The 15,059-nt window shown below is 66.6% G+C and carries 12 protein-coding genes and 1 pseudogene; 6 read left to right on the plus strand and 7 right to left on the minus strand.

All coding sequences use genetic code 11. The features are described 5' to 3' along the window. Positions 1–4 precede the first annotated feature (4 nt). From LDO13_RS08420 to LDO13_RS08450, 7 genes and pseudogenes are all read right to left on the minus strand, one after another. Positions 5–718, minus strand: a complete 714-nt coding sequence (locus LDO13_RS08420) for a FadR/GntR family transcriptional regulator (protein ID WP_224049537.1) — start codon at positions 716–718, stop codon at positions 5–7. Positions 719–727: 9 nt separating this feature from the next. Then, positions 728–1,855, minus strand: coding sequence for a mandelate racemase/muconate lactonizing enzyme family protein (locus tag LDO13_RS08425; protein ID WP_224049538.1), 1,128 nt, complete (start codon positions 1,853–1,855; stop codon positions 728–730). Between the two features lie 97 nt (positions 1,856–1,952). Next, complete coding sequence (locus LDO13_RS08430; protein WP_224049539.1) at positions 1,953–2,873, minus strand: AEC family transporter; 921 nt, start codon at positions 2,871–2,873, stop codon at positions 1,953–1,955. Positions 2,874–3,018: 145 nt separating this feature from the next. Continuing rightward, complete coding sequence (locus LDO13_RS08435; protein ID WP_224049540.1) at positions 3,019–4,347, minus strand: enolase C-terminal domain-like protein; 1,329 nt, start codon at positions 4,345–4,347, stop codon at positions 3,019–3,021. After that, positions 4,344–5,963, minus strand: coding sequence for an aldehyde dehydrogenase (NADP(+)) (locus LDO13_RS08440; protein WP_224049541.1), 1,620 nt, complete (start codon positions 5,961–5,963; stop codon positions 4,344–4,346). Before LDO13_RS08440 ends, LDO13_RS08435 begins: the two co-directional genes overlap by 4 nt. Before the next feature lie 9 nt (positions 5,964–5,972). After that, on the minus strand, positions 5,973–6,887 hold the full coding sequence (gene kdgD, locus LDO13_RS08445; RefSeq protein WP_224049542.1) for a 5-dehydro-4-deoxyglucarate dehydratase: 915 nt from the start codon (positions 6,885–6,887) through the stop codon (positions 5,973–5,975). A gap of 131 nt (positions 6,888–7,018) precedes the next feature. Beyond that, positions 7,019–7,902, minus strand: a pseudogene (locus tag LDO13_RS08450) (LysR family transcriptional regulator). Between the two features lie 142 nt (positions 7,903–8,044). On the opposite strand from LDO13_RS08450, the gene LDO13_RS08455 reads away from it, so the two are divergent. The 6 genes from LDO13_RS08455 (at position 8,045) to LDO13_RS08480 (ending at position 14,954) form a co-directional block, all read left to right on the plus strand. Beyond that, positions 8,045–9,046: a tripartite tricarboxylate transporter substrate binding protein gene (locus LDO13_RS08455; protein WP_224049543.1), complete on the plus strand. Its 1,002-nt coding sequence runs from the start codon at positions 8,045–8,047 to the stop codon at positions 9,044–9,046. A gap of 5 nt (positions 9,047–9,051) precedes the next feature. Then, positions 9,052–9,666 (plus strand): tripartite tricarboxylate transporter TctB family protein, encoded by a 615-nt coding sequence (locus tag LDO13_RS08460; RefSeq protein ID WP_224049544.1) that lies wholly within the window; start codon positions 9,052–9,054, stop codon positions 9,664–9,666. A 9-nt stretch (positions 9,667–9,675) separates the two neighbouring features. After that, the gene (locus LDO13_RS08465; RefSeq protein ID WP_224049545.1) at positions 9,676–11,208 is read left to right on the plus strand and encodes a tripartite tricarboxylate transporter permease; all 1,533 of its coding nucleotides are present in this window, start codon (positions 9,676–9,678) and stop codon (positions 11,206–11,208) included. Further along, positions 11,205–11,609, plus strand: a complete 405-nt coding sequence (locus LDO13_RS08470; protein WP_224049546.1) for a universal stress protein — start codon at positions 11,205–11,207, stop codon at positions 11,607–11,609. Before LDO13_RS08465 ends, LDO13_RS08470 begins: the two co-directional genes overlap by 4 nt. Before the next feature lie 469 nt (positions 11,610–12,078). Continuing rightward, on the plus strand, positions 12,079–13,212 hold the full coding sequence (locus LDO13_RS08475) for a hypothetical protein (protein WP_224049547.1): 1,134 nt from the start codon (positions 12,079–12,081) through the stop codon (positions 13,210–13,212). A gap of 23 nt (positions 13,213–13,235) precedes the next feature. Then, positions 13,236–14,954 (plus strand): SulP family inorganic anion transporter, encoded by a 1,719-nt coding sequence (locus LDO13_RS08480; protein WP_224049548.1) that lies wholly within the window; start codon positions 13,236–13,238, stop codon positions 14,952–14,954. Positions 14,955–15,059 lie beyond the last annotated feature (105 nt).

Raw genomic sequence — 15,059 nt, forward strand, 5'->3', positions numbered from 1 at the left:
GTCCCTAGCTTTCGTCCCGGCGGCCGGAAGCGGGCGTGCGGAGCCGGCGTCGGGAGTTGGCCAGGTGGGTCCGCATGGCGGCCGACGACGACGGTCCGTCGCCTTCCGCGATGGCGGCGTAGATGGATTCGTGTTCCAGCACGACCTGCTCGAAATGCTCCTTCACGTAGTGTTCCCCGCCGGTGATGAGGCGGGTCCGGGGCATCGCGATCATCGTCTGTCCCAGCGAGGCCAGGCAGTCGGAATAGAACGGGTTGCCGGTGGCGGCCGCAATGGCCCGGTGGAACTCGTAGTCCGATTTCATGGCATGCGCCGGGTGGGCGCCGCTGGCCGTGAATTCCTCCAGCGCCGCCCGGGCCGCGTGCAGTTGCCGTTCCGAATGGTTGCGGGCCGCCAGGGCGGCGGCCTCGGATTCGACGCCGATGCGGAACTCGAGCAGCTTTGCGCGGTCTTCCAGGCTGGCCACCGGCCGGCTTCCGGGTGCCGGTTGCGTGTCTGACGGGGGAGGGGTCAGTGCGAAGCTGCCCCGCCCCCGTTCGGTTTCGACGAGTCCTTCCGCCTGCAGGCGGGTGAGCGCGGAACGGACTACAGTCCGGCTGACGCCGAACTCGCCGATCAAGGTGTTCTCGCTGGGGAGCTTGTCGCCCGGCTGGATCACGCCGTCGACTATGCGCATGCGAAGATCGGCGGCGAGGTCCGCGGTCAGGTTCCGGCTCATGGGTCTAGGTTACTTGCCGAATTCCACTGACTCCGTCGTCCAGGCCCGCGCCTGGTCGCTGAGCGTAATGCCCAGGCCGGGGCGGTCCGGAACCAGCATGCGGCCGTTCTTGGTTTCGAGCCGTTCGTTGAAGAGCGGGTCCAGCCAGTCGAAGTGCTCCACCCACGGTTCGCGCGGGTACGCTGCGGCGAGGTGTAGGTGGATTTCCATGGCAAAGTGCGGGGCCAGGCCGAGTCCCCGCTCGTCCGCCAGGGCGGCGAGGCGGAGGAACTGCGTGATGCCGCCGACGCGCGGTGCGTCGGGCTGGATAATGTCGCAGCCGTTGGCATTGATAAGGCCCTTGTGTTCGGCGACAGAGGCCAGCATTTCACCGGTGGCGATGGGGGTGTCAAGGATCTGGGCGAGGTGTGCGTGGCCTTCGAAGTCGTAGGCGTCGAGGGGCTCCTCGATCCAGACGAGGTTGAATTCCTCCAGCTGGCGGCCCATCCGCAAAGCAGTGGCGCGGTCCCACTGCTGGTTTGCGTCGACCATCAGCTGCACGTCCCAGCCGATGTGTTCACGGATGCCGGCAACGCGGCGGAGGTCCTCGGCCGTGTCCGGCAGGCCCACCTTGATCTTGATGCCGCCGATTCCCTCGTCCAGGAGGACGCTGGCACGGGCCTTGACCTCGTCGAGGGAGGCGTTGAGGAAGCCGCCGGAGGTGTTGTAGGTCTGCACCGAGTCCCGGTAGGAGCCGAGGAACTTGGCCAGCGGCAGTCCGGCGCGCTTGGACTTGAGGTCGTAGAGGGCGATGTCAATGGCGGCGAGTGCCTGGGTGGCGACGCCGGACCGGCCGACGGAGGCCCCCGCCCAGAGGAGCTTGGTGTACAGCTTGCCGATGTCGTTCGGGTCCTCCCCGATGATGCCTTCGGCGACCTCCCGGGCGTGGGCGTACTGGGCCGGGCCGCCGGCGCGCTTGGAGTAGCTGAAGCCGATGCCGCTGTGGCCCTGCTCGGTGGTGATTTCGGCGAAGAGGAAGACCACTTCGGTCATGGGTTTCTGGCGTCCGGTGAACACCTTCGCGTCGCTGATGGGAACGGCGAGCGGCAGCCGTGCGGTGGAAAGCTTTACGTGGCGGATCAGATCAACGCTGGTCATGGATTCTCCCTGGAAGTGACTGCCGGGCTGCGCCGCCCGGTAGGTACTTATAATACAAGTTGTTATCTTGTATAACAAGTAATTTTTGGCGGGGCAATCAGCCCAGCAGCCACGCGACAGCCAGCAGCGCGCCGGCGCTGAGGACTGTGGTGCAGAGGATCACGTCACGGGCCATCGTGACGCCCCGGCCGTAGGGGGAGGCGAAGAGGAACACATTCTGGGCGGTCGGCAGTGCCGCCATGATGACGCTGGCGAGCAGGTGCTGGCCCTCCAGGCCAAAGACGAAGCGTCCCAGTGCCCACACGATGAGCGGCATTCCGGCAAGTTTCAGGGCGGTGGCGACCAGCGTCTCGGTCCGGCCGTCGCCCTTCTGCAGCGGTGCCCGCCCGGCCAGGGAGAGGCCAAAGGCGAGCAGGACCATTGGGACGGCCCCGCCGGCGAGCATGTCGATGGGTTTCTGGAGGAGCTCCGGAGCGCTCCAGCCGGTCAGGGCAACGGCGGCGCCCAGCCCGGAGGCGATGATCATCGGATTCGCGACCGGCTGGATCAGCAGCTTTTTCCAGGAGATCCTGGCTCCGCCGGCCAGTCCCAGGACGGTGAGGTAGAACGGGGCCATGACCAGGATCTGCACCAGCAGCACCGGGGCCACATGCTGTGCCGTGCCCACGGCGTAGAGCGACACGGGGATGCCGATGTTGTTGGCGTTTGCGTAGCTGCTGGCCATGGCGCCGACGGCGGTTTCGGCGACGGGCCGCCGGAAAAACAGGAAGCTGAGCAGGCAATAGAGAAGCCCCACTGCCGCTGCGGACAGCAGCGCCAGCGGGGCATCCGTACCGAGCGCGGCGCGGATGTCGCTGCCGGACACCACGGTGAACAGCAGCGCCGGGTTGGTGACGTAGAAGGCTGTGCGGGTGAGGGCGCCTTGTACTTCGGGTCCCAGGACCCGCAGCCGGGCGGCGACATAGCCGACGGCGATGACGGCGGAGACGATCAGGATTCCGGAGACAACGCCGCCCAAAATAGGCCCTTCAAAGTAGCTGCGGGCCGGGACCCGGCCAGAGTGGGATTCCGCACGGCCCTCTCCCGATGCTTGAAGGAAGGCGGGCCATGCGGAAGTGTGGGGAACGGGCGCTGCCTACCGGCAGCTGCTTACCGGACGCTGCCTACCGGACGAGGCAGGGCCGCTTCGGGTCGAAGGCCCAGCCGTCGACGTAGTACTGCATGCCGATGCTGTCGTCCCGGGCATCGAGCCCGTGTTCGAGGTACAGCTGGTGTGCCTTGGCGAGGGCGTCGCGGTCCAGCTCGATTCCAAGCCCCGGGGCATCCGGAACGTCGATGGAGCCGTCACGGATCTGCAGCGGCTGCTTGGTCAGCCCCTGGCCGTCCTGCCAGATCCAGTGCGTGTCCAGCGCCGTGATCTCGCCCGGAGCCGCCGCTCCGGTGTGCGTGAACATGGCGAGGGAGATGTCGAAGTGGTTGTTCGAGTGCGAGCCCCAGGTCAGGCCGAACTCGTGGCACATCTGCGCCACGCGGACGGAGCCGTGCATGGTCCAGAAATGCGGGTCGGCCAGCGGAATGTCGACGGCGTTGCTCCGGATGGCATGGGACATTTCCCGCCAGTCCGTCGCAATCATGTTGGTCGCCGTCCTGAGCCCGGTGGCGCGGCGGAACTCCGCCATCACCTCTCGGCCGGAGAACCGGCCCTCGGCGCCGCAGGGGTCCTCGGCGTAGGCCACAACGCCCTGCATGCGCTTGCCCAGCCGGATCGCCTCGTCCAGGAGCCAGCCGCCGTTGGGGTCGAGGGTGATCCGCGCCTCCGGGAAACGTTTGGCCAGGGCCGTGACGACGTCCACTTCGGCGTCGCCGGAGAGCACGCCGCCCTTGAGCTTGAAGTCGCTGAAGCCATAGCGCTCCTGCGCGGCTTCGGCGAGGGCCACGACGGCGTCGGGGGTCATGGCCTCCTGGCGGCGCAGCGTTTCCCACCGGTCCGACGGCGCCTCCTCCACAAGGTACGGAAGATCCGTCCGCTGGTGGTCGCCGACGAAGAAGAGGTATCCGAGCATCGGCACCGAACTCCGTTGCTGCCCGTCGCCCAGGAGTTCCGCGACGGGGACGCCGAGGAACTGCCCGTGCAGGTCCAGGAGTGCCGATTCGACGGCGGTGACGGCGTGGACGGTGGTGCGCAGGTCGAAGGTCTGGAGACCCCGGCCGCCGGCATCACGGTCCGCGAACTCGGCCGAAATCCCGCGCAGCAGCGAACGGTACCGTGCCACGGGCCGCCCGTTGATCAGCTTGCCGGCTTCCTCGATGGTGCTGCGGATCTTTTCGCCGCCCGGTACCTCGCCGAGGCCGGTGCGGCCGTCCGAGTCCGTCACGATTACGATGTTGCGGGTGAAGAACGGGCCGTGCGCGCCGCTGAGGTTCATCAGCATGCTGTCGTGACCCGCGACCGGGACCACTTCAACATGGGCAATGGTGGGCTGGGTTGTCACGCGTTGACCTCTGTTTTCTGGTGTGCGGCCGTTTCTTCCATGATGCCGTCCATCCGGCGGTTCAGCCGCCACGGATTGTCGTCCTGAAGCGCCGCCGGGAGCAGCTCCTGCGGCAGGTTCTGGTACGCGACGGGCCGCAGGAATCGGTTGATGGCCAGGGTGCCGACGGACGTTGTGCGGGTGTCCGAGGTGGCGGGGAAGGGGCCGCCGTGGACCATGGCATGCCCTACCTCGACGCCGGTGGGCCAGCCGTTTACGATGATGCGCCCGACCTTCTGCTCAAGTGCCGGAAGGAGGCGTGCCGCCGTCGGATAGTCCTCTTCGGCCAGCTGCAGGGACGCCGTGAGCTGGCCCTCCATGCTGCGGGCCGCATCGATCAATTCCTCGGTGGTGGAATACCGGATGACGAGGCTCGCCGCGCCGAAGATTTCCGCGTGGAGCACGTGGTTGCTGATGAAGTCGGCGATTCCGGTGCCGAAAATCGTGGGTGCCGGCGCGTTTTCGGTGGCACCGGCGGAACCCCGTCCGACGACGGTCACGTTGTCGGCAGAGCCGAGTGCATCGGCGCCGTCGTTCCAGGAACCGGCGATGCCTGCGGTCAACATGGTCTGGCCGGCGCAGGCGGATACTGCGCGCCCGACGGCGGCAGCCAGTTTGTCTCCGGCCTCGCCGGCGGGGGCGAAGAGGAGGCCGGGGGAGGTGCACAGCTGGCCGGAGCTGCCGGTGACGGCAGTGACGTACTGCTGCGCGAGTGCGTCGATTTCTTCGGCGTTGCCTGCGAGGGCACCGGGGAGCACGAACACCGGGTTGAGCGAGGACATTTCTGCATACACCGGGATGGGTTCCGGCCGCGCGGCAGCGGTGCGCATGAGGGCGATGCCGGCGGACTGCGAGCCGGTGAAGCCCACGGCCTTGATCGCAGGATCGGCCACGAGGGCCTGGCCAATGCTGTTGCCGGGGCCGTAGACCAGCGAGAACACGCCGGGGTGGAGCCCGAAGTCCTTCACTGCCTTGGCGATGGCCTGTCCGACGAGTTCTCCGGTGCCCGGGTGGGCGTTGTGCGCCTTGAAGACCACGGGGCAGCCGGCGGCAAGCGCGGAGGCGGTGTCTCCGCCCGCCGTCGAAAAGGCGAGCGGGAAGTTGCTCGCCCCGAAGACGGCGACGGGGCCCAGTGGAATCTGGCGCTGGCGGATGTCGGCGCGGGCCGCGGGAGCTCGGTCCGGGAGCGCGGGGTCGATCCGGACGCCGCGGAAATCGCCCTGCCGCACGACGTTGGCGAAGAGCCGCAACTGGCCGGTGGTGCGGGCACGCTCGCCCTGGAGCCGCGGTGCGGGCAGGCCGGTTTCCAGGCCCGCCCGCACGATCAGCTCGTCGCCGAGCGCGTCGATGTTGACGGCGATGGCGTCCAGGAAGCCGGCGTGGGTCTCGGGATCGAGCGTGCTGAAGGACTCGAAGGCGGCCGCGGCGGCCGAGGTCGCCGTCGTGAGTTGTTGCTCCGTGAGCAGCGTGTACTCCGGTTCGAGGCGCTCGTTGCTCGCGGGGTTGACGCCGAAGGTGGTTTTGCCGTCGCCGGGGACGGGACGGCCGGCGATCAGGGAGTGTCCGGTGAGGGTCACGGGTTCCTCCTAGGAGATTCTTGCGATGAGGGCAGTGAGGTCCGCAAGATCCTGCGGGGCGAGGTTCTGCAGCGGTGGCCGGACGCCGCCGGCGGAGCGGCCGATCGCGTCGAGCCCGCCCTTGACGATGGAGACGGAGTAGCCCTTGACCCGGTCCCTGATGTCCAGGTACGGAATGACGAAATCGTTGAGCTTCTTGTTCACAGCGACCCGGTCGTTGTTGCGGACGTCCTGGTAGAAGTCCAGGGCGAACTGCGGGACGAAGTTGTACATCGCGCTGGAGTAGGTGCTCATGCCCAACTGCAGGAGCGGGAGGGCGAACGTTTCCGCCGTGGGGAGACCGCCGAGGTAGAAGAGGCGGTCGCCGAGCTTGGCGTAGACGCGGGCGTCATGCTCGAGATCGCCCACGCCGTCCTTGAACCCGATGAGGTTTTCGTGGCGGTCCGCCAGGGTGGCGACAGTGGTGTCCTTGTAGATGGCGTTGGCACGGTTGTAGATGATGACACCCAGCGAGGTGGCACTGCAGATGGCGCTGACGTGCTCGATCAGTCCACCCTGGTCCGCTTCGGTCAGGTAGGGCGGAAGGAGCAGGATGCCTTCCGCTCCCGCTGCCTCGGCAGCCCGGGCATTTTCGATGGCCTGTGCCGTGGATCCGCCGGCGGAGGCGAGGACGGGTACCCGCGCGCCGACCTCGTCGACGGCGGCGCGGACCACGCGCTCGGATTCAGCCGGCGTCAGGGAGAAGCCCTCGCCGGTACCGCCCGCTGCGAACAATCCCGCAACGGGGAAACTCGCCTGCCAGGCCAGGTGCTTGCGGTAGTTCTCCTCGTCGAACTGCAACTGTGCATCGAACGACGTGACGGGGAAGGAGAGCAGGCCCTCCTTGAGGGCGTTGGCCAGTTCTTGGGGTGTGTATTTTGCCACGATATGTCCTCCGGATGGGCGCCGTGATCGACGCAAGTGGGTGTGGTTCCCCTTCAGCGTAGGCTCGGCTTCCATGCCTGTCTAAGTTCATTTGTGTATGCGGTGATACCTTGAGTGCATCACGTGGGATGTCATTCCATGGCGTACTCGAGCTCCGCCAGCAGTCGGCCCAGTGCCGGATTTCCACCTTGCGGTTCCAGATGGCGTGCAGTTCCACGGGCTCGCCCCGGCTGCCCGCCAGGGGCAGGAACTCGACGCCCTGGATACCCAAAGCCGTGGCGGAGTGCGGCACGAAGGCGACGCCGCGTTTGGCCGCAACCAGCGACACCATGGTCAGGATCTGGCTGACGGTGTGGACCACGTTGCCGTGCTGGATCGGAAAAGTGCGTATCACGAGGTCGTAGAAGTACCGGGCCTGCTGCGGCGAGTGCATGATGAGCGGCTCGTCCTTCAATTCGTCATTGTCGATCTCCCGGTCCAGGCCCGCCAGCCTGTGACCGGCCGGGACGGCGAGCACCATTGACTCGCGGTACAGGAGGTGTGAATCAAACACCTCACCGTTGAAAGGCGGCCGCGCCAGGCCGAGATCCAGCTCCCCGGTCTGCAACGCTTGGATCTGTTCGCCCGACACCAGTTCCTGGAGGTCGATGTCGACGTCCGGCAGCCTCGTTGAGATCTCCTCCAGCAGCGGGCCAAGGATGCTCAGGCCACTTGCGGCGGTGAAGCCGATCCGCAGCAGCCCCGAGCGGCCAGAGGCGATCCGGCGGGCGGTGACCGGGGCGCGCTCGGCGAGGGCCAGCAGGCGCCTGGCCTCGTCAAGGAAGGCCATGCCGGCGTGCGTCAGCTGAACCTTCCGGTTGTCCCGTTCGAGGAGTTCCGCGCCGACGCTCCGCTCCAACTTCTGGATCTGGCGACTCAAGGGAGGCTGGGTCATGTTCAGGCGCTCCGCCGCACGGCCGAAGTGGAGTTCTTCCGCGACGGCGATGAAACCCGCCAGTTGGTCAAAGGTAAACATGATGCCTTTCTGGTATCACCCTATGCATATTTGGGCTTAGACATGCATCATAGCGCCTCCCTACACTCGATTCAGCGAACCGGCAGTGATCCGGTTCACATGCTTCCGGGGCCGTCGCCCCGCTTGTCAACGAGGAGTTCCAATGATGCACTTCCCCACGCGCCGTACCGTTCTCGGTGCAGCATCCGCCGTCGCGCTGCTGGCCATGACTGCCTGTGGCAACGTCGCGGCCGGCAGCACCAGTTCTGCGAAGTTCCCCAGCGGTCCGGTCAACCTCACCGTGGGCCAGGCTGCCGGCGGGAGCACCGATCTGATTGCCCGCGCCATCTCGGAAGGCGCGTCCAAGACACTCGGCGCTCCGATGCCCGTGGTGAACAAGCCCGGCGCCAACGGCGCCCTCGCCACCAAGGAGGTGGCGGGCAAGCCTGCCGACGGCCAGAACCTGCTGCTGGTCACCGCCTCGCTCATCACCATCACTCCGCTGGCGGTCACCCCGGAGGAAGCCGTTAGCATCGATGATCTGGACATCATCGCAGGACTGTCCCAGGACGATTACGTGCTGGTCGCCAGCAAGGCGTCAGGACTCAACTCCATTGGGGACCTCACCGGCGCCGGGCGGAACATCACCTTCGGCACCACCGGCGTTGGCACCGGCAGCCAGCTCGCGCAGACCGTTCTCTTCAAGCAGGCCAATGTGAAGGGAACGGACGTCCCCTTCGACAGTGGCAAGCCCGCCCTGACTGCGGTCCTCGGCAACCAGGTCGAAGTCTCCACCATCCAGCTCGGGGAGGCCATGCCCCAGATCCAGGCCGGCAAGGTGACCCCGCTGCTCGTCTTCTCCGAAGAGCGGAATTCCTTCCTCCCGGAAGTCCCCACCGCGAAGGAATCAGGCTATGACGTTCCCGTGGCGCAGTACCGTGCCGTCGCTGCCCCGAAGGGAACTCCCCAGGATGTGAAGGACAAACTGCTCGCAGCGATCCAGGAGACCTTTAAGACGGAGTCCTACAAGGAATTCAACAAAAAGAACATGCTGACTCCGAAGGAAATCTCCGGTGCAGAGGTCGTTACGCAGTGGAAGGACTACGCCGCGAAATACAAGTCCCTGGTTGAGAAGTACGACATCAGCCTCAGCGGGACCAAGTGATTCGAGTGAAGACCACCAGTTCTGTTCCCGGCGGAGCGGGCAGCGCACCCTCCGCCGGGAACGGCCCGGATGAACTTCCGGGCGTTCCGCCGGCTGGGCACCCGGAAGGCAACCCGAACGGCGGGCTTGACGAGCTGACGCCCGAGCAGCTGGCCGCCCAATGGGAAGAGGAGAAGCCGCCCGCTGCCGGCGCACTGGCCAATGCGGCCTCCTCGTTGGCCGTCATTGCCGTTGGCCTGGGCGCCCTGGTGCTGTCGCTGGCCATGGGCCTCGGTTCGCTGGCCGCGCCGCAGCCCGGCCTCTGGCCCTTCATCATCAGCTGCGTGATGGTGGCCCTGGGAGCGTTCCAGCTCATCGCCGGCCGGCGCAACCGCGATGCGGAAAAATTCACCCGCATGTCCACGGCACCGCTCACCGGCCTGGTCACGCTTGCCCTCATGGTGGCGCTGATGCCGGTCATCGGCTTTGAGCTGCCTGCCCTCGTCTTGTGCATCATCTGGATGCGGTTCCTCGGCGGCGAAACCTGGCGCTCCACGCTGCTGGTCAGCGCCGTCGTTGTGGCGGGGTTCTACGGCATCTTCGTACTGGCACTCAACACCTCCATTCCCCACCTCTTCTAGGAGAACCCCGTGGATTTTCTGAATCCCGTAATCAACGGATTCGCCGTTGTCCTGGAGCCGACCAACCTCCTGTACTGCCTGATCGGCGTCGTCATCGGCATGCTCATCGGTGTGCTGCCCGGTCTGGGGCCCGCGGCAACCATCGCCATCCTCCTCCCGCTGACCTACAACGTGGAGCCGGTGACCGCCATCATCATGCTGGCGGGCATCTTCTACGGCGCCCAGTACGGCGGAACCATTACGTCCGTCCTGCTGCGGTTGCCCGGCGAAGCCTCGTCCGTCGTCACCGTTTTTGATGGCTACCAGATGGCCAAACAAGGCAAGGCCGGCACCGCCCTCGGCCTGGCGTCCATCGGATCCTTCATCGGGGGCACGGCGTCCATCATCGGGCTGACGTTCCTGGCGCCCGTGGTGGCCAGCTTCGCGCTGGACTTCGGCCCGGCCGAGTACTCGGCCCTGGCGCTGCTCGGTATCCTGCTCGTCGCCACCATCAGCAATGGAGCCAAGACCAAGGCTTTGATCGCCGCGGCCCTCGGCCTGCTGCTGGCGACCGTCGGCCGGGACATCTTCACCGGCGAAAGCCGGTTCACCTTCGGCAGTCTTGAACTTGCCGACGGAATCGACTTTGTGCCGATCGCCATGGGCATCTTCGGCCTGGGCGAAATCCTGTACAACCTCGAGGAGCGCCACCGGGCGGCGAAGGCCCCCTCCAAGGTCACCAACGTCTGGCCCTCACGCAAGGACCTGAAGCAGGCGTCCGGCGCGATCGGCCGGGGTTCCGTCCTTGGCTTCTTCCTCGGAATCCTGCCCGGCGGCGGGGCCACGATCGCCTCCATGGCCTCCTATGCCATGGAGAAGAAGCGGGCCAAGCAGCCGGAGCGCTTCGGAAAGGGCGCGACGGAAGGCGTTGCCGGGCCGGAGACCGCCAACAATGCCGCCGCAACGTCGTCGTTCATTCCGCTGCTGACCCTCGGTATCCCCGCCAACGCGACCATGGCCCTGATGTTTGGCGCACTCCTGATCCAGGGCGTGACGCCTGGCCCGCAGCTCGTGGAGCAGGACCCGGAGCTGTTCTGGGGCGTGGTGAATTCCATGTACATCGGCAACATCCTGCTGCTGATCATGAGCCTGCCGCTCGTCGGACTCTTCGTGAAGATTCTCCGTGTCCGTGCCGCGATCCTCGCGCCCGTCACCGCCCTGATCACCCTGCTCGGCGCCTACACCATCAACAACAGCATGTTCGACGTCACCCTCGTCGTGGTCTTTGGCATCGTCGGGTACCTGATGAAGAAGTTCGGCTTCGAACCGGGACCGCTTGTCCTGGCCTTCGTCCTGGGTTCCCTGCTGGAAAGCTCCCTGCGCCGTTCACTGCTGGTCTTTGGCGGGGACGCGACAGGATTCTTCAGCCGCCCGATTTCGGCGACGCTTCTCATCGTCTTCGTGCTGGTGGCCGTCCTTCCGGGCATCCGCTCGATGCTGGCCAAGCGCAAGCCCTCCACCTCCGGAGCGCCCGCACCCGAAAACATCAAGGAGAAGGTATGAGCATCATTGTCGGTTTCGTCCCCACACCGGCGGGGGAGGCTGCCCTCACGGCCGGTATCGCGGAAGCCGCCCTCCGGAACCAGGACCTCTTCATCGTCAATTCGGCTCGGGAAGGTGCCCTGGTGGACAAGGCAGTGGCCACTGCCGGACTCCTTGAGGAGGCAGCCAGGCGCGCCACGGACGCGGGCGTCAAAACGTCCGTGCTGCAGCCCTCGTATCAGCACGATCTGGCGGACGAGTTCCTCGACCTGGCGCGGGAGGTCAACGCATCGTTGATTGTCATCGGACTCCGCCACCGCTCCCAGGTGGGCAAGTTCATCATGGGCAGCCACGCCCAGCGCATCCTGATCCAGGCCGACCGTCCAGTCCTCGCCGTCAAGGCCGAGGGCGCCGGACGCTAGCACGGCCGCAGCGCATGGCCCGAAACGGGGCGGGTCCGGACCGAAATGTCCGGACCCGCCCCGTTTGCGCTTTCGGACGGTCCGACAGGACCATCCGAAGGGGCCGACGACGGCTGGGGGAGAGAACCCCGGTCTCAGAGGGCTCTCAAGCGTCGCCGGCCCCGCCTCGCACCGGACCCCGGGCCCGGCAAGCAGACGTGTTCGGCCCACCACCTCGCAGCGTTCGGCAGAGGCGCGGACCTACTACTATTCAACACCCCGCAGGCACGAACAGGGAGGGAAATCTGCAGGTTTGATGCACGGGGTTTCATCCTTTCCGGGTGACGGCACAGGGGCAGGGAAGCCATAGCGTGGGGATACGCCGGAACCGGACCAAACACCCGGCTGCTGTGCCGCAGGCAGGCAGCAAGTTGCCGGTGCCGGCGGCAGTCCATGGCTCTTTGGCGGCCACGGGGAAGCGAAGTGAGTGATGTTGGCCCTGAAGAAACACGCTGCAGTCACGTCCGAGTCCCGGGCGCTCGTCATCGGAGGTGCGGGCTTTCTCCTTCTCGGTGTGATCGCCTTCCTGCTTGTGGGGCGTGAACCCGTTGCGTTGTCAGGACGGGGTTCTGCGGGCGACATCGCTGCGCTGGGGACGGCTGCCCTGGGTGCCGCAGCGGTGGTCATCGGTTCCAGGCAGGGCCGGGGGCTTGAAGCGACGCACCCGCCCCGCGGCGGCCGGGCACGCAACATCATCGACATCGCCGCCCTCGCGCTCGCTCATGCCTGCATCCTCCTGCTCGGCTGGCTGGCGCTGTTCGCGATCTTCCAGCGGGCGTTCGTGGGTGCAGTGCTGTATCCGCTGGCCGCGGCAATCCTCGTCGGAGTCACCGGAGCCGTCAGCACGTACATCGCATACCTGTCGGCAGTGACCATGAACGCCTACCGGCTCGCTGCGCTGCTGGCCGTCTTCCTCGTCACCGGTGTGCTGACCAGCATGCTCACCGCGGAGGATCCGCAATGGTGGCAGGAGAACCTCAGCGCCCTGGGCATGAGTTCCGACGTCTCCGGGGTGGCGTTCAACGTCACGCTGATCGTCGCCGGCATTGTGGTCACCACCCTCGCCGGATACTCCACACGAACGCTCGAATCCACGGCAGACACCGCGTCCGAGCGCCGCCGGGCGCGCCAGTTGCAAGGGGGCATCGTCCTCATCGGAGTTCTCCTCGCTTGCGTGGGACTGTTCCCGGTCGATGAGCAGTTCTGGCTCCACACCGCGGCAGCGTCCGGCATGGTGGTGGTGTTCGGAACCCTGATTGTCCGCATGCGCTCACTGGTTCCCTCGATACCGGCGACGTTCAACGTGCTGGGGCTGGTGTTCCTGGCGGTCATCGCCTTCGCCGTCGTGATGTACTTCCCGTTTGCCTACTACAACCTCACCGCCGTGGAGCTCATCGCCGCCTCGCTTGTCTTCGCCTGGCTGATCGTGCTGATCCGCAACCTGGCCGCCGTCGACGCCGACCAGCTCGCGGCCAACCCGGCCGCCGGCCCGCAGTTCCGGCGCTCCGGCACCGCAAGCCAGCCGGCTGCCACCGGAGCGGACGGGGCGGCCAGCGAAGCCTGATGAACCGACGAGTAGGACTGGGTATGAAGAAACCGCAGCGGAGCCGCCTCACGGTGGTGCCTATCGCCGGCCAGCTCCGTTCCTACAACCGTGCCTGGCTGCGGGGCGACCTGATCGCCGGCGTGACCGTCGCGGCGCTGATCGTTCCGAAGAATCTGGGCTATGCCGGAATCGCGGGGATCCCGTTGCAGAACGGTCTCTACGCGGCTGCGGCGGGCGCGATCGTGTACGGAGTCCTCGGCTCCTGCCGGCAGATCTCGATGGGACCCAGCTCCGGGCTGGCGGCGGTGGCCGCCAGCGCCGTGCTCGCCGCCGGCATCACCAGCGAGCAGGACGTCGCCTCGTTCGTTGCAGGCATCACTCTGGCCTCCGGCATCCTGTTCCTGCTCCTGGCCGTCGCGAAGATGGGCTGGATCGCCCAGTTCCTCTCGCGGGCCGTGGTCACCGGGTTCCTCTTCGGCGCGGCGGTCGACGTCGTCATCGGAGAGCTCCCGAAACTGACCGGGACAGAGGTCACCGGCTCCAACCCGATCCAGGAACTCCGGTCATGGCTGGGGACCCTGGGCGAGGCGCACCAGACCACCGTGCTGGTGGGTGTCATCGCGCTGGCCGTCGTCTTCGGGCTGAAGGCGGTCGCTCCGAGGGTTCCCGGCGCCCTGGTCCTGGTGGTGGGCGGGCTGCTGGCGGCTGCCGTCTTCGATCTTGGGGCCAAGGGCGTGGCATTGGTGGGTGACGTGCCTAGCGGGCTGCCTTCGCCCGAAATCCCGGACGGGCAGCTGATGTGGGACAACGCAGGGACCGTTGCGGTCGCGGCGGTGGCGCTGGTACTGATCGGCTTTTCCCAGACTGCTGGCGACGCGCGGGCGTTCGCCGCCAAGCACCGCTACCAGATCGACATCAACCAGGAGTCCGTTGCCCAGTCCTTCGCCAACATGGCCGCGGGATTGTTCAAGGGGATGCCCGTCTCGACCAGCCTCTCGGCGAGCTCGCTCAACGACCACTCCGGGGCGAAGACCGGCCTGGCCTCCCTCATTTCCGGTGCCACCGTCCTGCTGACACTCCTGTTCCTGGCCCCGCTGTTTTCCAATCTGCCCAAACCGGTGCTGGCGGCGCTGATCATCGAAGCCGTTGTGATGGGCATGATGAACGTGCCGGAGATGCGGCGGCTGGCCCGCGTGCAAAAGTTTGATTTCTGGATTGCCGTCGCCGCGATCGTTGGCACCCTCATCTTCGGTGTCCTCGCGGGCGTCATCATCGGGATCGGGCTCTCGCTCCTCTGGCTCGTCGGTGTAGCCACCCACCCGGAGATGCCGTCCCTGGGACTGGAACGCGGCACGCAGGTCTTCCGCGAGGTCGACGAGCACCCCGGCGACGAGGTGATTCCGGGCATCGCCGTCATCAGGTTCGACGGCGGCCTCTTCTTCGCCACGGCGGACGCGCTGGAGGATCGTCTGCGCGAGACGATCCACTCGACACCGGACCTGACAGGCATTGTGCTGGACTGCGCGGGAATCAACTTTGTCGACTCCCAGGGCGCCGCGAAGATGGCAGACATCGTGGACCTCGCCCGGGAGGCCGGCGTCACCCTGCGCTTGGCCCGGCTGAAACCCGCTGTGCGGGCCACCCTGGCAAAGGACGGGGTGATCGAACGAATCGGCGCGGAGCGAATCCACGGCAACATCTTCCGGGCCGTGCAGGCCGCACAGACCGTCGATACGGGGCATGACGACAACGCAGGCTAGGCCGGGGCAGCCCGATGGCAACCTCATGCCCCGGGAATGATTTGCGCACCACGCCGAGTGGCTAGCTTTGGGGGAGCAGCCTATCCGACAAGCCCGGGAGTCGAT

Origin of the sequence: Arthrobacter sp. NicSoilB4 (assembly GCF_019977335.1) — a bacterium.
Classification (GTDB): domain Bacteria; phylum Actinomycetota; class Actinomycetes; order Actinomycetales; family Micrococcaceae; genus Arthrobacter.

Bases quoted from the DNA above. Each gene is read 5' to 3' on its own strand.
- LDO13_RS08480 (WP_224049548.1), top strand. From the start codon at position 13,236: ATGAAGAAACCGCAGCGGAGCCGCCTCACGGTGGTGCCTATCGCCGGC.
- LDO13_RS08475 (WP_224049547.1), top strand. From the start codon at position 12,079: ATGTTGGCCCTGAAGAAACACGCTGCAGTCACGTCCGAGTCCCGGGCG.
- LDO13_RS08455 (WP_224049543.1), top strand. From the start codon at position 8,045: ATGATGCACTTCCCCACGCGCCGTACCGTTCTCGGTGCAGCATCCGCC.
- LDO13_RS08470 (WP_224049546.1), top strand. From the start codon at position 11,205: ATGAGCATCATTGTCGGTTTCGTCCCCACACCGGCGGGGGAGGCTGCC.
- LDO13_RS08425 (WP_224049538.1), bottom strand. From the start codon at position 1,855: ATGACCAGCGTTGATCTGATCCGCCACGTAAAGCTTTCCACCGCACGG.
- LDO13_RS08420 (WP_224049537.1), bottom strand. From the start codon at position 718: ATGAGCCGGAACCTGACCGCGGACCTCGCCGCCGATCTTCGCATGCGC.